The organism is Bowmanella yangjiangensis (assembly GCF_017255015.1).
Classification (GTDB): Bacteria; Pseudomonadota; Gammaproteobacteria; order Enterobacterales; family Alteromonadaceae; genus Bowmanella; species Bowmanella yangjiangensis.
This window is the reverse complement of sequence record NZ_JAFKCS010000019.1, coordinates 71161-93125: the sequence shown is the minus strand read 5'-3', so window position 1 is coordinate 93125 and position 21965 is coordinate 71161. Positions and strand designations below refer to the sequence as shown.

The following is a 21965-nucleotide window of genomic DNA, read 5'->3' as shown; positions in this document are numbered from 1 at the left end:
GTTAGCATGTTTTCTCGTTACTTTATCGACAGGCCAATTTTCGCCTTCGTTATTTCTATTTTTGTGGTCTTGGCAGGATTGGCCGCCATGCGCAGCTTGCCGATCGCTCAATACCCGGAAATTTCACCGCCGGTAGTGCAGGTGATGGCGGTTTATCCTGGTGCCTCGGCAGAAGTGCTTGAGCAGACTGTGGCGACCCCTATCGAGAACGCCATTACCGGTGTGGAAGGCATGATGTATATGTCCTCAACGTCCACTAGCTCAGGTGTCACTACTATTATGGTGACCTTTGAGATTGGCACCGACCCGGATCAAGCTGCGGTCAACGTAAACAACCGTATCAAGCAGGTAGAAGCCAGGTTGCCGGAAGAAACCCGCCGTCAGGGTGTAGTGGTAGAGAAAGGCTCGTCCAGTTTCCTGCAGGTACATGCGTTTTACTCACCGGATAGCAGCCGCGATTCTCTGTGGACTTCCAACTATGTGACCCTGAATGTGCTTGACCAAATTAAGCGTATTCCGGGTACCACCAATGTGCAGATATTTGGTGCAAAAGACTACGCCATGCGTATTTGGTTGCGTCCGGATGTAATGAGTCAGTTAGGGGTGACGGTTGAGGAAATCGCCGGGGCTATTCGCGAGCAGAACTCGCAATATGCAGCGGGTCGCATTGGCTCTACGCCAACATCCAGTTCCCCACAAGAATTGGTATACAGTGTCACAGCACAGGGGCGTTTAAGTTCGTCAGAAGAGTTTGAACAGATTTTGATTCGCTCAAACCCTGATGGCAGTGCCTTGCGTCTTAAAGATGTGGCGCGGGTTGAACTGGGTTCGAAAGATTATGACTTTGCCGGTCGTATTAACGGTAAAGACGCTGTGCTGGTGGGGATCTTCCTGCAACCCGGCGCCAATGCGTTGGATGTTGCTAAAGAAGTTAACGAAACTGTTGCTGCACTGAAAAGTCGTTTCCCGGCTGGGTTAGAGCATGCTGTTCCCTACGACACGACCCGTTTTGTCGAAGTGTCGATTCGGGAGGTGCTAAAGACCTTAGTGGAAGCCATGATTCTGGTGTTCCTGGTCGTCTTCCTGTTCCTGCAAAACTGGCGGGCCACCTTGATTCCTACGCTGGCGGTGCCGGTGTCGTTATTAGGCACCTTTGCCGGTTTGTATATGCTGGGTTACTCCATCAATACCCTGACTCTGTTCGGTATGGTGTTGTCTATAGGCATAGTGGTGGACGATGCCATCGTGGTATTGGAGAACGTTGAACGTATCATGCACGAAGAGCACCTCAATGCCAGGGATGCGGCTATTAAGGCCATGCATGAAGTAAGCGGGCCGGTGGTGGCTATCGTTTTGGTACTTTGCAGCGTATTTGTCCCTATTGCTTTCCTTGGCGGTTTGACCGGTGAGTTGTTCCGTCAGTTTGCCATTACTATCTCTATCTCGGTGTCTTTATCTGGTGTGGTGGCACTGACCATGACGCCCGCGCTGTGTGTGTTGATCCTGCGTGCCGAACATAAAAAGACCGCAGGATTCTTCCAGTGGTTTAATAACTGGTTTCATCGGGTAACTCACAATTACGTAGGCGCGGTGAGCTTCTTCCTGCGTCGTGGCTTGCTTGGCCTGACGCTGGTGGTGGGCATGATAGCGATCACCGGCGGCATGTGGAAAGCCACACCAGGCTCTCTGATCCCCGATGAAGATCAAGGTTTTTATATCTCAGCTATTTTCCTGCCGGATGGGGCTTCGTTGGAGCGCACCGAGGAAGTGGTTGCCGAGGTGCTTGCCGCTATTCAGTCAAACCCCGCCAACAGCAACGTGGTGGCCTTTACCGGTTTTGACTTTATTGGTGGTGGTTACAAAAACAGTGCGGCGACAATTTTCGTCACTCAGAAGCACTGGGATGAGCGCGACATCACTACCCCGGAATTGGTAAACGAGCTGTTTATGAAAACCGCACATATCAAGGAAGCCTTGGTGTTGGCCTTTAACCCGCCGCCTATCTTTGGCTTGAGTAATACCGGTGGTTTTGAATTCTATCTGCAAAACCGTGGGGATGGTGGCACAGAGAAACTGGTACAGGCCATGCAAGCCATGCAGGGAGCTGCCCAGCAAAGCCCGATTTTGGCGGGTGTGCAAACCCTATGGCGGCCGAACACGCCTCAGCTAAAGATTGATGTGGACCGTGAGCAGGCTCACGCTATGGGTGTGCCTATTGATGGTGCCTTTAATGCCCTGGCGGGTACCCTGGGCACCTATTACGTTAATGACTTTAATAAGTTTGGCCGGGCCTGGCAGGTATTGATGTCTGCTGATGCTGATTTTCGTATGTCACCAGATGACATTGGGCGCATCTATGTACGCAGCAGCAAAGGGGAAATGGTACCCATCTCGGCCTTTGCGAATATCGAGTACAGCACCGGTCCTGACAGTTTAGATCGCTACAACAACCTACCAGCGGTGAAACTTATGGGTAACCCTGCTCCTGGTTACAGTTCAGGCCAGGCCATTGCTGAGATTGAGCGTATTGCCGCCCAGGTATTGCCACCGGACATCAGCTACGATTGGACGGGGTCTGCCTTCCAGGAGAAGCGCAGTTCAGGTACCACAGGATTGGCGCTGGGTATGGCGGCTATCATGGTATTCCTGATATTAGCTGCACTTTATGAGCGTTGGTCACTGCCTTTGTCGGTGATGCTGGCCCTGCCCTTTGGTACCTTTGGTGCGTTGGTAGCGGTATGGGTGGCAGGTTTGACCAATGACGTGTATTTCCAGATTGGTTTGGTCACGTTGTTAGGTTTGGCGGGTAAAAACGCCATTTTGATTGTCGAATATGCGTTGATGAAAAATCAGCAGGGCTGGAGTGCGGCGACGGCCGCACTGGAGGCGGCTCGTTTGCGATTCAGACCTATCATCATGACCTCGCTGGCCTTTATTCTCGGCGTAGTGCCGTTGGCATTCAGTTCAGGCGCCGGTGCCGGTGCCCGGCACAGTGTAGGGACCGGGGTAATGGGCGGTATGCTGGCGGCAACCTTCCTGGCTGTGTTCTTCCTGCCCCTGTTTTTCTTCTGGTTAACCGAGCGCAAGCTGACCGAAAAACGTAGTCGTCAGGCGTTGTCAGATGAAATCGCCGAACGCCATAAGGCTGAACATGTTGATACAGATGAAGGGTTGGCGTAAGCCGTCCCTTTGGAGATGCCGTAATGCCTTACGTTAACCTACAGATTACAAAGGGCGCTACCCGCGAGCAAAAAGCCGAGTTGGTTAAGGACTTCACCGAGTCCTTGACCCGAGTGCTGGGTAAAAAGCCGGAACATACCCATATAGTTATTCAGGAAATTGAGGAACAGGATTGGGGCTATGCTGGCCTGCTTACCGATGACTGGAAGCGTCAACAAGCAAAGGGCTGATTCAGGTCAAGGATTAGCCCGGCATTTGCCTTTTCGGCGCTTGGCTATGGTATTATTCAGGGCACAAAACAAGAATAATACAGAGACCAGTCGTATGGTAAGGCGAACCAAGGCCGATGCCGAGGCAACCCGTTGCACAATCCTCAATGCAGCGGAGCAGCTATTTTATGAACAGGGTGTATCACGTACCACGCTGGAGAAAATCGCTAGGGCTGCCGGCGTAACCCGCGGTGCTATCTACTGGCATTTTACCGACAAAGCAGATTTGTTTAATGCCATGCTGGAGCGTATCCGGCTGCCCTTCAGGCAAATGCTTTCCGAACTCGACCATTCCACCGAGACCGATCCTTTTTTGCGTATTCGCGATGTGATGATTCGCTCTCTGGAAATTGTTGGGCAGAGTGAGCAGCATCGTCGGGTACTCACCATAGTCTTTCATCGCTGTGAATACATCGACGAGCTTAACCCGGCCGTACGTCAGCAAGAACATCTGAACAACGAAGTGCATGACACTATGCAGCGAGCGTTTAGTCGAGCAGCCCAGGCAGGTTTGTTAAACCCAGCCATAACGCCGGCCTTGGCAGCCAGTGCTTTAAACGCTTATCTGGGGGGGCTGATAGCCAAGTATTTGTTGCACCCGGAGCAGTGCGACTTGGCAAACCATGCCGCAGAACTGATTGACGGATTATTGCTAGGATTAAAAAAGCCGGACTAAGTCCGGCTTTTTTACTAGGTTCGCTGTTTAACGAAGAGTTTCTGCACTACCAGATAGAATACTGGTACCAGGAAGATGGCCAGGAAGGTGGCCGACAGCATGCCTCCCAGTACCCCAATACCTATCGCATTGCGGCTGGCAGAACCCGCGCCACTGCTGATCGCAAGGGGCAGTACACCCAGCGAGAAGGCCAGCGAAGTCATGATGATGGGGCGCAGACGCAAGCGCACTGCTTCCAGTACCGCCTTCATCAACGCCATCCCCTGACCTTGCAGCTCCCGAGCAAACTCCACAATTAAGATAGCGTTTTTGGAAGCCAGTCCCATAGTGGTCAACAGACCCACCTGGAAGTACACGTCATTTTGCAGGCCCATCAGAAATGCGGCACTCAACGCCCCGATAATGCCCAGTGGCACCACCAGAATGACAGAGAAAGGAATAGCCCAACTTTCATACAGTGCAGCCAGACACAGGAATACCACTAATACGGACAACGCATACAGGGCGGGAGCCTGAGAGCCAGATAGTTTTTCCTGATAAGAGGTGGCAGTCCACTCGAAGTCTATGCCTCTGGGTAATTCACCAATAAGCTGCTCCATTGTCGCCATAGCATCACCTGAGCTGAATCCTGGTGCTGCTTGCCCTTGAATCTCCATGGCGGATACCCCGTTGTAACGCTCAAGGCGTTGTGGGCCATAAACCCAGCGGCTGGTAGCAAAGGATGAGAAGGACACCATCTCCCCCTGATTGTTACGCACGTACCAATGCTGAAGGTCTTCCGGTGTCATCCTGAACTGAGCATCAGCCTGCACATAGACCTTTTTCACCCGCCCACGGTCTACAAAGTCATTGACATAGGTCGAGCCCCAGCCGATGGACAAGGTCTGGTTTACTTCTGACAGTGAAATACCCAGTGCCTGAGCCTTGAGTTGGTCGACATCAATCTGTAATTGTGGCGCATCTTCCATACCGTTGGGACGCACGGCAACCAAATCGGATTGCTGTGCAGCCATCCCCAGAAGTTGATTTCTGGCTTGCAACAAGGCTTCATGACCAAGGGCACCACGATCCTGCAGGAATAAGCTGAAGCCGCTGGCTCTGCCTAGTTCCACAATGGGCGGTAGGTTAAAGGCAAAGATCTGTGCTTCCTTGATAGTCGAGAAATACCCCATCGCCCGGCCAATAGTGGCTTGCACACTCTGACTGCTATCTCGTTCATCCCAATCGTTTAAACGCACGAAAGCCAAGCCCACGTTTTGACCCCGACCAGCAAAGCTGAAGCCGGAGACGGTAAATACCGAACGCACAGAGGACTCTTCACGATAGTAATCAGCAACCTTTTTCATGACCTCTTCAGTTCTTTCCTGGCTGGCGCCGGTCGGCAATTGCACCATCGTCAGGAAAATACCCTGGTCTTCTTCCGGCAGGAAAGACGACGGCAGGCGCATAAACATCACACCCATAATTACTACGATGGCGGCGTATACCAGCATGGAACGGGTCGGACGGTTTAGCATTCCTCCTACCATGCGTTGGTAACTTTGGTTGGAGCGATCAAAGCCGCGGTTAAAAGCACCGAAGAAACCGCCTTTGGCATGATGGTCGCTTTTAATTGGCTTTAACATAGTGGCGCAGAGTGCTGGTGTGAAAATCAATGCCACCAACACCGATAGTGCCATGGCCGATACGATAGTGATGGAGAACTGCTGATAAATAACCCCGGTTGCGCCGCCCATAAAGGCCATAGGTACAAAGACCGCGGAAAGCACCAGACCGATACCGATCAGGGCGCCGGTGATCTGGCCCATGGACTTACGTGTGGCTTCAATAGGTGACAAGCCTTCTTCACTCATTACCCGCTCAACGTTCTCCACTACGACTATGGCGTCATCTACCAACAGGCCAATGGCCAACACCATGCCAAACATAGTCAAAGTATTAATTGAGAATCCCAGTGCCGTCATAATGGCGAAGGTTCCGAGCAATACCACGGGGACGGCCAGGGTCGGGATCAAGGTAGCGCGCAGATTTTGCAGGAACAAATACATCACTACGAAAACCAGGATGATGGCTTCAAAGAGTGTCTGTACCACTGAGCTGATGGAGATTTCTACGAACGGCGTGGTGTCATAGGGGATCTCGATTTTAAGCCCATTGGGGAAATAAGGCTTAAGTTGCTCAAGACTGGCCTTAACGGCCTCTGCGGTATCCAGCGCATTGGCACCAGTCGCCATTTCGATGGCGATACCCGTCGCTTCCATGCCGTTGTAGCGACCTATTACTGAATAGTTCTCACCACCCAGTTCAATTTTTGCCACATCCCGCAGTTTCACCTGTGAACCATCAGCATTGACGCGTAGCAAAATATTGCCGAATTCCTCTGGGCTGCTCAGACGGCTCTGAGCCAGTATAGCCGCGTTAAACTGTTGGCCGGGTAATGCCGGAGCGCCACCCAACTGACCCGCCGTCACCTGATTGTTCTGCACCCGAATTGCTGCAGTGACATCGGTGGGCGTGAGCTTGTATTGATTGAGCTTATTGGCATCCAGCCAGACGCGCATAGCATATTGGCTGCCGAAAACGGTGACGTTTCCTACCCCAGGGGTCCGGCTGACCGGATCTTTAACGTTGGATACCACGAAGTCGGCGATGTCATCGCGCTTCATGCTGCCGTCTTCGGAGATAAATCCGACGACCATCAGGAAGCTACCATTGGATTTAGCAACGGATACACCTTGTTGCTGCACTTCCTGCGGAAGCAATGGAATAGCGCGCTGTAGCTTGTTCTGCACTTGGACTTGCGCAATATCCGGATCGGTACCGGTCTCGAAGGTCAGGGTAACAGTAACATTGCCCACAGAATCGCTCTGTGCAGACATATACATCAGGTTGTCCAGGCCATTCATAGACTGCTCAATAACCTGCGTGACGGCATCTTCGGCGGTTTTAGCTGACGCGCCAGGATAACTGGCATTGATGGTTACCGCTGGCGGCGCGATCTTGGGGTATTGTTCCACCGGCAACTGCTTAATGGAGAGGATTCCCATCAGCATGATGACGATGGCAATAACCCAGGCAAAGATCGGCCTGTTGATAAAGAAATTTGCCATTAATTACTCTCCTGCGCTCGCCGTTTCGCCCTGCGTTACTGCATGCTCAAGCACTTTTACGGGGGCGCCGGGGCGAACTTTCTGCAAGCCCGAAACAATAATTTTATCGCCAGCCTGAATACCGGATTCGGCTAACCAATATTGGCCGATGGCCCGGCTCACCTCGATAATGCGGGCTTCAACCTGGTTTTGCCCATTGACCAGCATGACCGAGGCTTGCGCTTTGGGCGTGCGGATGAGTGCTTTTTGTGGGATCAACAAGCCCTGTGGCTCTACACCCAACTGAACCTCAGCACGAACGAACATTCCTGGCAGCAGCTCACCATGCTCGTTAGGGAATACGGCGCGAATAGTGACCATGCCTGTACTGGGGTCTACGTTTACTTCAGAAAACTGCAATTTGCCCTGATGCTGATAAACACTGCCGTCATCAAGTTTGAGCGTGACAGCGGTTTCCGGTACTGCCGTTAACTCACCTTGCTGCAACTGGCGTTTGAGTTTAAGTATCTCTGTGCTGGATTGGGTTAAATCCACATAAATAGGGTTTAACTGGCGGATAGTGGCCAGCCCCTGTGCTTGGTTGGCCGTTAATAATGCGCCCTCGGTTACTGAGGAGCGGCCGATCTGCCCACTGATAGGGGCCTTAATCTGGGTGTAGTCGAGATTAATTTGTGCGCTCAGCAAACTCGCCTCGGCACTGGCTAGTTCGGCCTTTGCCTGCAACTCGGCAGCCAACGCATCATCGTAGTCCTGTGTGCTCACTGCTTTAGTGGCAAGCAGCTCTTTAATTCGTTTGGCTTTTAATTGCGCATTACGAAGCACGGCTTTGGCCTTGGCTAACGTGGCTTCGGCACTGCTGAGTGTGGCCTGATAGGGCGCGGGGTCAATCTGATACAGCACCTGCCCCGCTTCAACCATTTGGCCTTCTTCAAACAGGCGTTTTTGCAGTATACCGCTGACCTGTGGACGGATCTCTGCCTGACGGAAATCCACGGTACGTCCAGGTAGTTCTGTGGAAAGGTTTATTGCCTGAGGTGCCAGGGTAACGACTTCCACTTCCGGCACGCCAGGTGCCATACCTGGAGCCTGGGGCTTTTCACAACCCACCATCGCGACCGCCGCAATGCCAGTCAGCACCCACCTTAGTTTGCTCTGCATATTCGATACCTCAAATTTAGTTAACTGACACTTTTGGCAGCATAGGTTCGCGAATATACATACAGGAATGTATGTAAGCAATGGCGCCTACCTTGCTATTTATGCAATCAGACGAGTTTTTGAACTTTCAGTGCGCCATCTGCGCGACCAATGTATCTACTAAGATTTTGACATATAAGTGAATTCCTCTAATAAGAAAATGGCGTTTTTGATTATTGGTAAAGATGTAAGCAAAGATGAATATGTGGCTGATAAGGTAAACCTGCTCTTGACCTCAGCTTAAGTTGAGGTTTTAGCCTGTTGGGGTATCAACTAAAGGAGTATCCCAATGACTGAACTTGGACTTTCGCGCTACTTACAACGTATCGACTATCAGGGAACCCTGACAGCGGACTTACCAAGCTTGTCAGGCCTTGTCGCCAGGCATACGCAAAGTATCCCGTTTGAAAATCTCAACGCCTTTATGTCGCTGCCAGTCGATCTATCTGCGGACAGCGTGATGAACAAGTTAGTCGTCGAAGGCCGAGGGGGTTATTGTTATGAGCAGAATGCGCTGTTTCGTGATGTATTAATGTCTCTTGGCTTTGAGGTAATAGGGCTGGCCGCCAGGGTCAGGTGGGGAGTGCCCCCGGAAGTGCAAACCCCGGCCTCGCATATGTTGCTAATTTTGACTTTGTCAGACGTGAAGTACTTGGTGGACGTGGGCTTTGGGGTGACTACACCTTCAGTGCCTTTGCGTTTGGATAGCCGCGACGTGCAGGTTACCGCGCATGGTAATTACAAAATCACCGAAGAGCAGGGGTACTACGAGTTGGCCTTTGAGCAAAGCCGTGGCTGGCAAACCCTCTATCAATTCAACCTGGAGCCTAAGCAGGATGCCGATTACAAGGTATTTAACTGGTATGTGTCCACCCACCCTGACTCTGTGTTTGTGCGCAATCTGGTGGCGGCCAGGATCGCTGGCCAATATCGTTACACCCTGCGCAACCGCGAGTTTAAACGCTATCAGGGCGGTGAGTTGCTGGATGTGACAACCCTGACCACACCTGAACAGGTTATCGTCTGCCTGCGTAAGCAGTTCAACATTAATGCGCCAGAGGCATTGCGTAGTAAGTTGGCAGCACTGTTTGATGATAGCTTGGCAAAGGCAGGATAACAGCCAATGCAGTGGATGGCTTTAGGGTATGAGTAGCCAATTTTATTGAATAAGCGCAGGGGGGCATTCTTGGCTAAGGTGGCAGAAACCATTTTAGTAAGAGAGTGCCCATGAAGTATGCGCTAATACTGCTGGCATTGGTCAGCAATCTGGCTATTGCTGACCAATGCCAGTCTGACAAGCTGAGTATCCATAAGAACTTTGCCATGGGGCGCTACAATCAGTGTCAGCAATTGGCACCAGATAGCTACCGTTTAACCCTCAAGCCAGAAAATCTGCCGATTAACCCCAGCCCTTGGTATGCCCTGAAATTGGTAAGTAGCCAGTCTCAAGATATCGAACTGGAGCTGTTGGTTGAACACGGCAAACCCCGCTATCTGCCTAAGATCAGTTTGGACAAACAGCATTGGCAACCCGTGGATTATCAGATTGATGGCCAAAGTATGCATATCAAACTGACTCTGCCCGAGGGCACCTTGTGGTTGGCGGGCCAGGAAATTCTGGATAACGATGATTACCAGCAGTGGCAAAAACAGTGGCAGGAAAAAGGCTTGGCGCTGATACAGTTGGGTCAGTCTGTGCAAGGTAAACCCATAGAGGGGCTAGTTTCTTATGCCGACAGCCGCGACTGGCTGGTCTTTATAGGCCGCCAGCATCCGCCGGAAATTACTGGTGCCATGGCCATGGACCATTTTGTTGATGAGGTGCTGGGTGCATCCACTGAGGCAGCTCAATTGCGTAAGAGATTTAATCTGCTTTTGGTGCCAAATATGAATCCGGACGGCGTTTATGCCGGAAACTGGCGGCACAATGTCGGTGGGGTGGACTTAAACCGTGATTGGTTCAGCCGTGAGCAGCCGGAAGTCCAGGCCGTACACCAATATCTGCAAAAGATTGTCGCCAGCGGCGGCAAGATTCGCTTCGCGATGGATTTTCATTCCACCCATCATGATGTGTTCTACACCATGCCAACGGATTATGGCCTGACGCCGCCAGACTTGGTGGATAACTGGCTGGCTAAGTTAGCCGAGGTAATTAAACCTTATCCGGTCAATATCAAGCCTGGCCATAACAAAGACAGAGGGGTGTTTAAGCAGTATATCGCCGATACCTACGGTGTGCATGCGGTCACCTATGAAGTGGGTGACAATACCGATCGTCAGGATATTGCCGATGTGGCCCGCGCCGCTGCCAGGCAGTTGATACCTATGTTAAGCGCCTTACCCTGATTTTTCGCCTTCCCTTGGCATAGAACGGCCTGATATTTTGGTGTTATTCGCCCTTGGGCTTTTTGCCTAATTTGCGCTGTAGCGTACGCCTGTGCATACCTAGCTGGCGTGCCGTTGCCGAGATGTTACCCTGGTTTTGCATCATCACCTGCTGAATATGCTCCCATTCCAGTCGGGATGTGGACATGGTCGGCAGGGTCTCTACCGCAGGGGCCTTTCCATTCAGTGCTTGAATAAGGGCTTGGGTGTCCACCGGTTTGGCAAGATAGTCATCAGCGCCTATTTTGATCGCTTCTACGGCTGTAGCGATACTGGCGTAGCCGGTTAGCAGGATAATTCGGGCTTCAGGTAAACTTTGCCGCAAGGAAGGCAAAATGCTGAGACTGTTTTGTATGCCCACTTTCATATCCAGTACCAGATGACTGGGATGGTATTGATGTGCCAAATTTAGGCCTTGTGTCAGATCCGACGCATGCAGGCATTCGTAACCATGGCGGGTCAACCGTCGCTGCAATACATCGGCGAAGCTTTGTTCGTCTTCGATCAATAACAAGGTATTCATACTGCTGGCACCAGATTCATGCTGACTTCGGCTACTGCCCCTCCCTCCTTGTGATTATAAAGTCTCAACTGCGCGCCCAGTCGATCTAGGGTGGCATGACTGAGCATGACACCTATACCCAAACCGTGCTCGCTTTCTACCAGACTGGCTCCCAGCGCAAGCAAACTCTGTGCTGGAAATCCTTTGCCAAAGTCGCGGATACGCAATGTCAGGTGCTCTTGATCTGTCTGACTACTAAGCTGTATGCGTTGATGATGGTTTTTTAGGCTGGCTTGCACAGCGTTCTGGATTAGGTTTAGTAGTGCCGGTAGCAAGGTCGTATCTGCACGGACAGCCTGATTTTGCTCTGCGATCAGATCATACTGAGGCTGAATATTGGCAAAGTTCAGCTGTACTTCCTCCTTCAACTGTTTAAATAGTAGAGCCACCGGAATATTACGCTTTTTATTCTGTTTTACTTCCTCGGCGATAGCGCGAAAACTTTGCAAGTGACGACTGCAATGTTGGAGTTGTTGACCAAGCTGTTGCAGCAACAAGGGCTTATCGGGCATGTCTTCCTGTAATTCTTCGGTAAGCAGAGTGGCTGTTGCCAGTGGTGTGGCCATGTGGTGGGCAAACTGTGTCGCTGTGGTACCTAAAGCTACCAATTGTTCCTGCCTCAATTGCTCTTCGCGCAATTGACCGAAGAAACGTTCTTGTTGTTGCATCGCCCTGGCGAGCGATGCGACAACAAGCACCACCACTAAGGCTGATAAAACAAAGTTCACCCACATACCAATGAAGTGTTGTTGCATATCCATATTGTGCAATTGGTGGGGGCTGATACTTAGCAGTAGCGCAGTATAGGCCGTTAATGCAGACATACTGACCAACATTAGCAGACCGCGTGATAAGGTTACGGCAGCGATAGCGACAGGCAACAGTAATAGGGACACAAAAGGATTGGTAGCACCGCCAGCAAAATACAGTAGTAAGGTCAAAAACATGATATCCAGCAGGATCTGCAACAGATACTCTGCTGGATGAGCGTTACGATTGCCGCGATAGCAAAAGTACAGAATCATATTTACTGCCAGTTCAGCCGCTATCACAATTTTCAGGCTGATATAGGGTAATTCATAACCAAACCAGTATTGTGCTAATAAAATGGCCAGCAATTGCAGCAGGATAAAGCCATATCTGAGTTTAATCAGTTGAAGCAGGTGGCGGTTGGTCTGCAAGTACTGGGTCAGCATCCGGTGACATCCGATTTAGTTAGAAGTCCGCCAGGACGTACTCAGCAGCAAGTCGCCCCGGCGGATGGAAATTGTTCACCAGTGTACCGATTTTTCACTCACTGTCAGTGATGGTGATGATGCTGCATGGTGGAGGCACCGGGGTTGTCTTCCACTTTCACCTGAACCTCCAGTTGGCCGCTGTGTGCGAAGTGTAAGGTCAGGGGAAAGGTATCCCCCTCTTTCAACGGTGTCTTCAGGCCAATCAGCATAATGTGCGCACCGCCTGGGCTTAAATGTAGATTGCCCTTGGCAGGAATAATCAGGCCCTCTCGCGCTTCTCGCATCAAGGCCATATCGTCTTGAATCAGGGTTTGATGAATCTGAACGGTTTCCGCCAGACTATCCGCTACGGTAGCAGTCATTAAACGTTCTTCGTGCTCGGACGGATTATCGATATTCATATACACTGCCCCCGTGCCGGTGACCGCCAGGGTAGGCCGAGCCCAGGGATGGTCAATGCTGAGTTTGCTGTTGGCATAACTGTGGGTAAAGGCGCTGACAGACAGCAGTGCAAAAGGCAGGGTCAGCAGTAATCTCAATACATGACGCATCTGGAAATCCGTTTTCTATCAACAGGATGATACGGCATATTGTAAAAACTCCGGCGCTGCAGGCAATGCGGCATATTGTCGCACCTTAAAGCTGGCCAAATTGGCCACCTGCGACATTTTGTCGCATCCCCCTTAATGGCTTTTTTCAGTAAGGTTTTCTAACTCACTGACAAGCAAGGGAAACACAATGCTCACCACCCGGCGCAACCTTCTGGCAAGCTGCCTTGCCCTATGCCTGGTACCACAAGCCTATGCGGATGATGCCAACCCTGATAACCATAATCAGCTACTCGAACGCATATTGGTGAAAGGTGCCCAGAGCAAGCTGGATATTGAGTCTGAGCAAGCCTTAACGCCAGGCGGCGTCAGCATTGTCGACAGCGAAGACTTTTATCAGCGTTATGTGGCGAATCTGGCCGATATGCTGCGTTTTGTGCCTGGCCTGTGGGTGGCCAGCGGCTCCACCGGCGACTCCAGTTTTTTTTCCAGCCGGGGCTCGAATCTGGACGCCACCAGCTATGACGGCAACGGCATCAAATTGTTGCAGGACGGCCTGCCCATCACCGCCGCCGACGGCAATAATCACAATCGCAGCGTTGACCCGCTAAGTACCCGTTATGCGGTGGTAGCACGCGGTGCCAATGCGCTGACTTACGGCGCCAGCACGCTGGGCGGCGCGATTGATTTCATTTCCCCCACGGCCCATGATTTAGGGCCACTGCAACTGGTGATAAACGGCGGCAGCCATGGTCTTTGGCAAGGGCGGCTAAGTGCGGCTAAGGTGAGTGGTAATCTGGATGGGGTGGTCACTTTGGAAAGTCGCAATTGGGATGGTTTTCGCGGCCATCAGCAACAAAACAGGCAAAGCCTGTATGCCAATGGCGGTTGGCAGGCCAGTGATAACATCTCCACCCGCTTGTATCTGACCTATATCGACAATGATCAGGAACTGCCAGGTGCACTAAGCCGTGCTGAGTTTGATCAGGACCCTTATCAGGGCGAGGCTGGCGCTCAGCTTGGGCATTATCAATACAATGTGCGCAGCTGGCGTGTGGCGAGTAAAACGCAGTGGGATATCAGTCCCGTCAGCAGCTTGTCGGTGGGATTGTCCCACGAGCAGCAGGCCCTGTATCACCCCATAGTGTATAACCCGTTCTTCAGCCTGCTGATTGACACCGACCAGCACAACAGCGGCTTGTCGCTGCGCTACAACCATCAATGGGATGCGCATGATGTGCTAATGGGGCTGAATTACGGCCAGACCAGTGTCAAAGGTGGAAATTACCGTCATGACAAGGGGCGCAGAACCGAGCTGATGACCAGGGTGGACAATGATGCCGACAGTCTGGAAGCCTTTGTGGTGGATCGCTGGCAATTTGCGCCAAACTGGAAGCTGATTTACGGCGTGCAGGGCGTACTGGCCAGTCGCGAGGTGCGCAATCTGAACGTCGACACTGGTGCCTTGTATCACCCGGATGCTGACTATCAGAGTATTAATCCCAGGTTTGGTCTGATTTATCAGTGGCATGACAATATCGAACTCTTCACTAATCTCAGTCGTTTATACGAGCCGCCGACAAACTACGAACTGGAAGACGATGCCAGCCCCGATGACAGTGCCCTTAAGGCCATGCAGGGTGAAGTCTTTGAGATAGGTAGCCGCGGCACTAACAACCTGGGGCAAAGTGGGCTGTGGCATTGGGAGTTGGCGCTGTATTACGCCAGATTACAGGATGAGATATTGTCGGTGGACGATCCAAATGCACCAGGAACCAGCTTGGCCACCAATGTGGATAACACCATTCACGCCGGGCTGGAAGCCATGTTGGCAGCCAGCCTGGAACTTGGCAAAGGCACGCATCGTCTCGAACCTAAACTCAGTCTGACCCTGAATGAATTCTCCTTCGACAAGGATAGCCACTATGGCAACAATACGTTGCCCGCCGCACCGGGGTATGTGCTCAGAGGTGAGGTGATTTACCGGCACGACAATGGCTGGTTTATTGGCCCCACCTTTGACAAAGTGGATGCGCGCTATGCCGATTTTAACAACAGCTACGAGGTTGACGGCTACAGTCTGCTGGGATTGCGCGGTGGTTACAGCGGCAATAGTTGGGAGATTTTTGCCGAGCTGCGCAACCTGACCGATCGCGCCTATGTGTCACTGGTCAGTGTCAGAAATCAGGCCAGTGCTGATGCGGCGATCTTACAGGCCGGTGAACCCCGTTCTTTTTATGCCGGTTTCAGGATGGGGTTCTAAGTGTTAAGCACTGCTATCAACAAGTCGGTATCCCCGCCGACAGACAAACAAAATGGCCGGTTTTATCAGGCGGTCTGGCGCTGGCACTATTATGCCGGGCTGCTGGTGATGCCATTTATGCTGATACTGCTGTTAAGCGGGCTGCTAATGCTGCTGAGCAAACCACCCGAGTCGTTGTTTGCACAGTCCAGTATACAGGTAGAGGAAAACGCCAAACCACTACCAGCCTCACAGTTGCTGGCAAAGGTCCGCCAGCATTACCCTGATGCTAGTGTTAAATTGTATATTGCCCCACACAATGCCAGCAGTGCGGCGCAGTTTTATCTGCAACCTGCAGCTCATCATCAGGGCGGCCATGCTGGCCATGGCGCAGGTGGTGAACAGGTGTTTATTCATCCCTACAACGGCGAGATTCTGGCCAGCCAGCAGCCTGCTCACAGCCTGTATAATTGGCTGAAGGATCTGCATGGCAGTTTATTTCTGGGCAAACTGGGTGATGCATTGATTGAGACCGCTGCAGGGCTGGGTATCCTGATGGTGTTGTCCGGGCTTTATCTGGCCTGGCCCAGAACCGGATGGCGGGCGCTAAGCATTAACTTGCGCCCGGCCAGCCGCAGTCAGTGGCGGCAGGTCCATAAAGTGGTGGGGTTGCTGGTAACCTTGCCGCTGCTGTTTTTCCTGCTATCCGGGCTGGCCTGGACCAATGTCTGGGGCGGTATGCTGGTGCAACCCTGGGGGTCATTGCCAGGTACCAGTTTTAAAGGCGCAAAAAGCGCACAACAGCATCAGAGCATGAATCATACAGGCATGCATCAGGTGCCCTGGGCCATGGAACAAACCCTTATGCCGGCATCGGCAAGTGGCCCGCAAACGCTGGAGCTTGATCAGGTCATCGCTATTGCCGCTCAGCAGGGCTTGAGTAGCTATAGGGTGCATTTCCCGTTGGATGACAGCGGCGTATGGACTATTTCCGCCACCACCATGGCCGGTGATATCAACAACCCCTTGCAAGAACGCATTGTACATCTGGATAAATCCAATGCCGCGGTACTGGCGGATATCCGCTTTGCTGATTACCCCCTGATGGGACAGGCCATGGCCGCTTCCATTCCATTTCACCAGGGTGATTTGGGGGTATGGAACTGGCTACTGAATGTGTTGCTGGTTTGCCTGATTTTGCTGCTGAGCATCAGCGGCCTGATATTGTGGTGGAAGCGGCGTCCCAAACGCCGTGCGCTGGCTGCGCCCCCTCCGGCCAGGCCTTCATACAGTAAAGTGGCAGCCGGTCTGATGTTGCTGGCCGCACTGTGCTTTCCACTTTCTGCTCTGGCCATACTGATGATCATCACTCTGGACTGGCTGGTGATGAGCCGAAGGCTTGCTCTGGCATGGTAGAGCTAATTGTCTGCTCGGGGGTCATAATAACAGAATGCGAAACTAAACCAGTAAATGCAGTAGAATGCCGGTAATTGATATTCTGAGGACGGCTTAAGTGGCTTTACATTGGTTTCCCGGGCATATGCATAAGGCCCTCAAAGAGATAAAGGAGTCTTTGCGTCAGGTTGATATCCTGATTGAAGTATTGGATGCACGTATTCCCTACTCCAGTGAAAACCCTGAGATAGCCAGGATCCGCGGTGATAAGCCTTGCCTTAAGATTCTCAATAAGTATGACCTGGCCGACCCTGAGGTTACCGCACAGTGGCAGGCGCATCTGGAAAGTGAGCGTGGTGTGACTACCATCACCACTTCCAGTGATAAGCCCGGCGAAACTAAACAAATCATGCAGCTGATACGCACTATCTGTGCGCAAAAAGACGCCTCGGTAAAAGACATCCACGCCATGATCACCGGCATTCCCAATGTAGGGAAATCCACTCTTATCAATATTCTGGCCGAGCGTACTATTGCCAAAACCGGCAACGAGCCAGCGGTTACTAAGGCGCAGCAGCGGATTAATCTGGGCAGCGGCATCGTATTGTTTGATACCCCAGGGGTGCTGTGGCCCAAGCCCGAAAACCCCAATTCCATTTATCGCTTAGCCGCCTCGGGCGCGGTAAAAAATACCGCGATGGAATACGATGATGTAGGTTTTTATGCCGCAGACTATCTGATCAAAGCTTATCCGGCGCAAATGCAGGAGCGCTTTAAGCTTGAAGAACTGCCGGATACCGAGCTGGAATTTCTGGAAGCGGCCGCTAAAAAGCGCGGCGCCATTATGAGCGGAGGCCGGGTTAATTTACATAAGATCTGCGAAGTACTGCTCAACGAACTGCAATCGGGCAAGCTGGGCCGCATCAGCCTGGAGACCCCAGAGATGCTAGTGCAGGAAAAGGTCGAGATGGAGCAGGCTGCCGCTAAAAAAGCCGCGGATAAAGCTAAGCGTAAGCAACGTTTTAAGGAAGGCTCGTTAACCCCTGAAAAGCAGGATCGCAAAGAAAAGCGCACCGAGAAACGCGAAGAGCAAAGCAAGCGGCTGAAAAAAGCCCGCCGCTAAAACCAACGCCGCCGGATTATGCGGCGGCGTCTACATTTGCGTTATTCTGCCAGACTCGCCAAAGCCAATGCTTCGGCCACCCGAATGCCGTCAATACCGGCCGACCAGATACCACCGGCATAACCGGCTCCTTCACCGGCCGGATACAGGCCCTGCACGTTGATACTCTGATAATCTTTACCGCGCTTGATACACACGGGCGACGAGGTGCGGGTTTCTACCCCGGTCAGCATACCGTCGGCCTTGGCAAAGCCTCTGATTTGGCGATCAAAGGCCGGAATCGCTTCGCGAATAGCTTCTGTAACAAAATCAGGCACCACTTTGCTTAAATCGGTAAGGGTGATACCCGGCGTGTAAGACGGCTTCACTTCCCCCAACTCGCTGCTGGGCTTACCAGCCAGGAAATCACCGATAAGCTGGGCCGGTGCATGATAATTCTCTCCGCCGGCTTTAAAGGCCAGCTCTTCTAACTTGCGTTGCAGCGCTATGCCAGCCAGTGGGTGGCCGGGGTAATCTTTTTCTGGCTCGATGCCCACCACAATGGCGCTGTTGGCATTACGCTCATGGCGGGAATACTGGCTCATACCGTTGGTGACCACCCGGCCCGGCTCTGACGCGGCGGCCACCACAGTACCTCCCGGACACATACAGAAGCTGTATACGCTGCGGCCATTTTTGCAGTGATGCACTAGCTTGTAGTCGGCGGCGCCGAGGATAGGATTACCGGCATTGTCACCAAAGCGGCACTGGTCAATCATGCTTTGCTCGTGCTCAATCCGAAAGCCGACAGAAAAAGGCTTGGCTTCAATGTAAACGCCTTGCTCGTAGAGCGCCTCGAAGGTATCCCGCGCACTGTGCCCCACAGCCAGCACCACTTTGGAGGCGCTCAGAAATTCACCGGTCGATAAATGCAAGCCCTTGAGTTTATGGCTGTCATTGTGCGTTTCCAGTTCCAGCCTTTCTACCCTGGTACTGAAACGAATCTCGCCGCCCAGGTCGATAATCTGCTGGCGCATTTTTTCCACCATATTCACCAGTTTAAAGGTGCCGATATGGGGTTTGCTGACATACATAATTTCTTCCGGTGCTCCGGCGGCAACAAACTCGTGTAGCACCTTACGACCGTAATGTTTGGGGTCTTTTACCTGGCTGTAGAGTTTACCGTCGGAGAAGGTGCCGGCGCCGCCTTCCCCAAATTGCACGTTGGACTCGGGATTAAGCGGCTGTTTGCGCCAGAACCCGAAGGTGTCTTTGGTGCGCTCCCTTACGGCTTTGCCGCGTTCCAGCACTATGGGTTTAAAGCCCATCTGCGCCAGGATCAGAGCGGCAAACAGCCCACATGGGCCAAGGCCGACCACCACCGGGCGTTCAGCCAGATCCTCAGGCGCCTTGGCCACAAACTTATATTCCATATCCGGGGTAATACGCACAGCCGGATCCTGGTCAAACTGGCTTAACAGCGCATCCTGCCCGGTGACGTCAACGTCCAGGGTGTAGATCAGCTGAATATCTTTCTTGTTGCGTGCGTCATAGCCCCGCCGGAAAACCGTAAAGCTCTGTAACTGCTCCTTACTGATGGCCAGCTTGCGCAAAATCGCCAATTCCAGCGCCTGCTCATCGTGATTAAGGGGAAGTTTGATATCGGTTAAACGTAACATATTAAGGTACTCGTCTACTTGCCGGGCGGTGCCTGGATCAGGGCCAAGCATTTTAAAACAGTTGCTATGCTTTAGGTAGGTAAACAGCCCGGTAAACGGGCTTTTGCTACAAACAAACTTGTGTTTTGGGAAGGCTACTTTACACTTGCCGCCAACACAAACCCTTGGAGATAGTTGCCCGCCATGGCCTTTGTAGTGACCGACAACTGCATAAAATGCAAATACACAGATTGTGTAGCCGTTTGCCCGGTAGACGCTTTTTTTGAAGGTCCGAATTTTTTGGTCATCGATCCGGCTATCTGTATTGATTGCGCCTTATGTGTGCCGGAATGTCCTGCAGAGGCGATTTTTCAGGATACCGAGCTGCCAGTGGAACAATCCCATTACTTAGAGATTAATGCGCAGCTTTGTCAGGAATGGCCAAATATCAACGAGTTGAAAGCGCCACCGGCCGACGCCGATGAATGGAATGGCGTGGCCGACAAACTGCATCTGCTTGAACGTTAAGGGCCTTCTCAGCCCTTAAAGCCCTTACCGACCAGATACACTTCTCTGGAGCGTGGGCGGGACGCGGCCGGTTTGCGCACCAGCACCTGATTAAAGGAAGTGCGTACATCCTTAACGTACTCCTCATAACCCACGCCCTGGAATACCTTAGCGCAGAAACTGCCGCCCGGCTTTAATACATTACGGGCCATATCCAGCGCCAGTTCCACCAGATACATGGAGGCATACTGGTCGGTGGTATTCACCCCGCTCATATTGGGGGCCATATCGGAAACCACAGTATCCACCTGAGCGCCATCGAGGGAATTGAGGATCTGCTCGTAAACCGCTTCGTCGGTAAAATCACCCTGGATAAAGGTGACGCCGACAATGCCGTCCATGGGCAAAATATCTGAGGCGATAACCCGCCCGCTGTCGCCTACGATTGGTGCGACAATCTGTGACCAGCCGCCAGGAGCAGAGCCCAGATCCATTACCACACTGCCAGGCCGGAACAGCTTGTCTTTTTCGTTTATTTCCAACAACTTATAGCTGGCACGCGAACGGTAACCGTCGATCTGGGCTTTTTTCACATAGGGATCGTTGACGTGTTCGTCCATCCACTTTTTACTGGTTTTTGATCGGGCCATGAGCTGAGTCTGCTGTCGTTAAAACGGCGCATATTGTAAGCTTGCGCCCCTGAATTGCAAAATCCGCGAGTGTTAGAGCGAAAAGACGGCCAACCACAACGAACACTGAGCAAAAAAGGCTATTCAGTTCAGCTTCTCGAGCTGGGGCTCGTTGTTGAAAAGTCGCTGGCTGCGTGTTTCTTCAACTCTTGGTGGTGATAGTGGGAGTATAAGCGTCTGCTGACTACAAAGGGCACGAAAAGCTCGAAGGGGTTGATAGAGCCCCAATGTTCATCGGCGCGCTTGCAACCTTAAGCACGTTGGGGCGCTAATTCAAAGGGCTTAGGTTTTCTCCTTGAACTCTGTGACATACCAAATAAAAGGCCTGACAGGCAGATAAATATGAAACTAGACGACGTTAAAAAGCTGCATCAGAAAAAGTACCGAACCCAGTTTGGCCATTATCTGGTTGAAGGCGAGCATTTGATTCTGGAGCTGCAAAAGGCCCTTAACGCCAGAACCGAGAAACGCCGGGTCACGCTTTATATCACTGAAGCACAGCAGGAATGGGCCAGCCAACTGGATGTTGATTTTCAGCAAGTGGTACTTAATGACAAACAAATGGCCCAGCTTAGCGATACTAAATCGCCGCAGGGTATGATTGCCTGTGTGCCACTGCCTGATTTGAGCAACCAAGCCACCTCACTGCAACAAGGCGAGCGTTGCATTTATCTGCATGAAGTACAGGATCCCGGCAATCTGGGCACCATCATTCGCACTCTGGCCTGGTTCGGGCAGTTTCGTTTATTGCTTAGTCCCAATAGCGTGGACCCCTTTAACGCCAAAGTGGTGCGCGCCAGTATGGGCGCTATTTTCCATCTGCCCATTGAACTGGATGTGGAACTGACGGACCTGTCGCGACGCTTTAGCCGCTTTGCCTACCTGGATTTACAGGGGCAGAACATCAGTGCGCCGGGCTTTGCTGATTACCACTGCTATTTATTTGGCAACGAAGCCCGAGGCGTGCCATCAGAAGCGCTGCAGGCCTTTCAAGCCGATGCTTTTACCATTCTCGGTAATGGCCAAATCGAATCACTCAATCTGGCCTGTGCCGTGAGTATTTGCGCCTATCAACTGTCTTAAGCCTGAATTGGCTAAATCGGCGTTGTTCTTTTTTCCTGGAGCGGAATGCAGCCACTTTCATACGGTTTCCTCAGGTTGCTATGCTGCACCATCGGCGGCGCGACTTAGTTAAATCGTGATATCT

The 21965-nt window shown here is 52.0% G+C and carries 17 protein-coding genes; 10 read left to right on the top strand and 7 right to left on the bottom strand.

Annotated elements, in window-relative coordinates:
• Nucleotides 1–6 precede the first annotated feature (6 nt).
• The 3 genes from J0A65_RS16825 (at nucleotide 7) to J0A65_RS16815 (ending at nucleotide 4125) form a co-directional block, all read left to right on the top strand.
• The gene (locus J0A65_RS16825) at nucleotides 7–3180 is read left to right on the top strand and encodes an efflux RND transporter permease subunit (protein WP_206595482.1); all 3174 of its coding nucleotides are present in this window, start codon (nucleotides 7–9) and stop codon (nucleotides 3178–3180) included.
• A gap of 23 nt (nucleotides 3181–3203) precedes the next feature.
• Nucleotides 3204–3410, top strand: coding sequence for a tautomerase family protein (locus J0A65_RS16820; protein ID WP_206595481.1), 207 nt, complete (start codon nucleotides 3204–3206; stop codon nucleotides 3408–3410).
• Between the two features lie 94 nt (nucleotides 3411–3504).
• Nucleotides 3505–4125 (top strand): TetR family transcriptional regulator, encoded by a 621-nt coding sequence (locus J0A65_RS16815; RefSeq protein ID WP_206595480.1) that lies wholly within the window; start codon nucleotides 3505–3507, stop codon nucleotides 4123–4125.
• A gap of 14 nt (nucleotides 4126–4139) precedes the next feature.
• On the opposite strand, the gene J0A65_RS16810 is transcribed toward J0A65_RS16815, so the two are convergent.
• Together J0A65_RS16810 and J0A65_RS16805 are read right to left on the bottom strand one after the other, a co-directional pair.
• Nucleotides 4140–7235: an efflux RND transporter permease subunit gene (locus J0A65_RS16810; protein ID WP_206595479.1), complete on the bottom strand. Its 3096-nt coding sequence runs from the start codon at nucleotides 7233–7235 to the stop codon at nucleotides 4140–4142.
• 3 nt (nucleotides 7236–7238) lie between these two features.
• Nucleotides 7239–8393, bottom strand: a complete 1155-nt coding sequence (locus tag J0A65_RS16805) for an efflux RND transporter periplasmic adaptor subunit (RefSeq protein WP_206595478.1) — start codon at nucleotides 8391–8393, stop codon at nucleotides 7239–7241.
• A gap of 328 nt (nucleotides 8394–8721) precedes the next feature.
• On the opposite strand from J0A65_RS16805, the gene J0A65_RS16800 reads away from it, so the two are divergent.
• Complete coding sequence (locus J0A65_RS16800) at nucleotides 8722–9549, top strand: arylamine N-acetyltransferase family protein (RefSeq protein WP_206595477.1); 828 nt, start codon at nucleotides 8722–8724, stop codon at nucleotides 9547–9549.
• A 110-nt stretch (nucleotides 9550–9659) separates the two neighbouring features.
• Nucleotides 9660–10778, top strand: coding sequence for a M14 family metallopeptidase (locus J0A65_RS16795; protein WP_206595476.1), 1119 nt, complete (start codon nucleotides 9660–9662; stop codon nucleotides 10776–10778).
• A gap of 43 nt (nucleotides 10779–10821) precedes the next feature.
• On the opposite strand, the gene J0A65_RS16790 is transcribed toward J0A65_RS16795, so the two are convergent.
• From J0A65_RS16790 to J0A65_RS16780, 3 genes are all read right to left on the bottom strand, one after another.
• A complete protein-coding gene (locus J0A65_RS16790) occupies nucleotides 10822–11340 on the bottom strand; it encodes a response regulator transcription factor (protein WP_206595475.1) in 519 nt (172 codons plus the stop codon).
• Complete coding sequence (locus J0A65_RS16785) at nucleotides 11337–12575, bottom strand: sensor histidine kinase (protein WP_206595474.1); 1239 nt, start codon at nucleotides 12573–12575, stop codon at nucleotides 11337–11339. The genes J0A65_RS16790 and J0A65_RS16785 overlap by 4 nt, the downstream gene beginning before the upstream one ends.
• Before the next feature lie 104 nt (nucleotides 12576–12679).
• Nucleotides 12680–13168: a copper chaperone PCu(A)C gene (locus J0A65_RS16780; RefSeq protein ID WP_206595473.1), complete on the bottom strand. Its 489-nt coding sequence runs from the start codon at nucleotides 13166–13168 to the stop codon at nucleotides 12680–12682.
• 187 nt (nucleotides 13169–13355) lie between these two features.
• Between J0A65_RS16780 and J0A65_RS16775 the strand changes: the two genes are divergently transcribed.
• From J0A65_RS16775 to ylqF, 3 genes are all read left to right on the top strand, one after another.
• Nucleotides 13356–15428: a TonB-dependent receptor family protein gene (locus tag J0A65_RS16775; protein WP_206595472.1), complete on the top strand. Its 2073-nt coding sequence runs from the start codon at nucleotides 13356–13358 to the stop codon at nucleotides 15426–15428.
• Nucleotides 15429–16823: a PepSY-associated TM helix domain-containing protein gene (locus tag J0A65_RS16770; RefSeq protein ID WP_206595471.1), complete on the top strand. Its 1395-nt coding sequence runs from the start codon at nucleotides 15429–15431 to the stop codon at nucleotides 16821–16823.
• A gap of 97 nt (nucleotides 16824–16920) precedes the next feature.
• Entirely contained in the window at nucleotides 16921–17925 is a 1005-nt protein-coding gene (ylqF, locus tag J0A65_RS16765) for a ribosome biogenesis GTPase YlqF (protein ID WP_206595470.1), read from the top strand.
• Between the two features lie 41 nt (nucleotides 17926–17966).
• Here the strand turns inward: ylqF and J0A65_RS16760 are convergent, their stop codons facing one another.
• A complete protein-coding gene (locus J0A65_RS16760; protein ID WP_206595469.1) occupies nucleotides 17967–19583 on the bottom strand; it encodes an NAD(P)/FAD-dependent oxidoreductase in 1617 nt (538 codons plus the stop codon).
• 183 nt (nucleotides 19584–19766) lie between these two features.
• On the opposite strand from J0A65_RS16760, the gene fdxA reads away from it, so the two are divergent.
• Nucleotides 19767–20090 (top strand): ferredoxin FdxA, encoded by a 324-nt coding sequence (fdxA, locus tag J0A65_RS16755; protein ID WP_206595468.1) that lies wholly within the window; start codon nucleotides 19767–19769, stop codon nucleotides 20088–20090.
• Nucleotides 20091–20098: 8 nt separating this feature from the next.
• Here the strand turns inward: fdxA and rlmE are convergent, their stop codons facing one another.
• Nucleotides 20099–20719 (bottom strand): 23S rRNA (uridine(2552)-2'-O)-methyltransferase RlmE, encoded by a 621-nt coding sequence (gene rlmE / locus J0A65_RS16750; protein WP_206595467.1) that lies wholly within the window; start codon nucleotides 20717–20719, stop codon nucleotides 20099–20101.
• Between the two features lie 381 nt (nucleotides 20720–21100).
• On the opposite strand from rlmE, the gene J0A65_RS16745 reads away from it, so the two are divergent.
• Nucleotides 21101–21841, top strand: a complete 741-nt coding sequence (locus J0A65_RS16745) for a TrmH family RNA methyltransferase (protein ID WP_206595466.1) — start codon at nucleotides 21101–21103, stop codon at nucleotides 21839–21841.
• Nucleotides 21842–21965 lie beyond the last annotated feature (124 nt).

Excerpts from the sequence above, each read along its gene's own strand:
- J0A65_RS16825 (WP_206595482.1), top strand. The coding sequence starts at position 7 with ATGTTTTCTCGTTACTTTATCGACAGGCCAATTTTCGCCTTCGTTATT.
- J0A65_RS16820 (WP_206595481.1), top strand. The coding sequence starts at position 3,204 with ATGCCTTACGTTAACCTACAGATTACAAAGGGCGCTACCCGCGAGCAA.
- J0A65_RS16815 (WP_206595480.1), top strand. The coding sequence starts at position 3,505 with ATGGTAAGGCGAACCAAGGCCGATGCCGAGGCAACCCGTTGCACAATC.
- J0A65_RS16810 (WP_206595479.1), bottom strand. The coding sequence starts at position 7,235 with ATGGCAAATTTCTTTATCAACAGGCCGATCTTTGCCTGGGTTATTGCC.
- J0A65_RS16805 (WP_206595478.1), bottom strand. The coding sequence starts at position 8,393 with ATGCAGAGCAAACTAAGGTGGGTGCTGACTGGCATTGCGGCGGTCGCG.
- J0A65_RS16800 (WP_206595477.1), top strand. The coding sequence starts at position 8,722 with ATGACTGAACTTGGACTTTCGCGCTACTTACAACGTATCGACTATCAG.
- J0A65_RS16795 (WP_206595476.1), top strand. The coding sequence starts at position 9,660 with ATGAAGTATGCGCTAATACTGCTGGCATTGGTCAGCAATCTGGCTATT.
- J0A65_RS16790 (WP_206595475.1), bottom strand. The coding sequence starts at position 11,340 with ATGAATACCTTGTTATTGATCGAAGACGAACAAAGCTTCGCCGATGTA.
- J0A65_RS16785 (WP_206595474.1), bottom strand. The coding sequence starts at position 12,575 with ATGCTGACCCAGTACTTGCAGACCAACCGCCACCTGCTTCAACTGATT.
- J0A65_RS16780 (WP_206595473.1), bottom strand. The coding sequence starts at position 13,168 with ATGCGTCATGTATTGAGATTACTGCTGACCCTGCCTTTTGCACTGCTG.
- J0A65_RS16775 (WP_206595472.1), top strand. The coding sequence starts at position 13,356 with ATGCTCACCACCCGGCGCAACCTTCTGGCAAGCTGCCTTGCCCTATGC.
- J0A65_RS16760 (WP_206595469.1), bottom strand. The coding sequence starts at position 19,583 with ATGTTACGTTTAACCGATATCAAACTTCCCCTTAATCACGATGAGCAG.
- fdxA (WP_206595468.1), top strand. The coding sequence starts at position 19,767 with ATGGCCTTTGTAGTGACCGACAACTGCATAAAATGCAAATACACAGAT.
- rlmE (WP_206595467.1), bottom strand. The coding sequence starts at position 20,719 with ATGGCCCGATCAAAAACCAGTAAAAAGTGGATGGACGAACACGTCAAC.
- J0A65_RS16745 (WP_206595466.1), top strand. The coding sequence starts at position 21,101 with ATGAAACTAGACGACGTTAAAAAGCTGCATCAGAAAAAGTACCGAACC.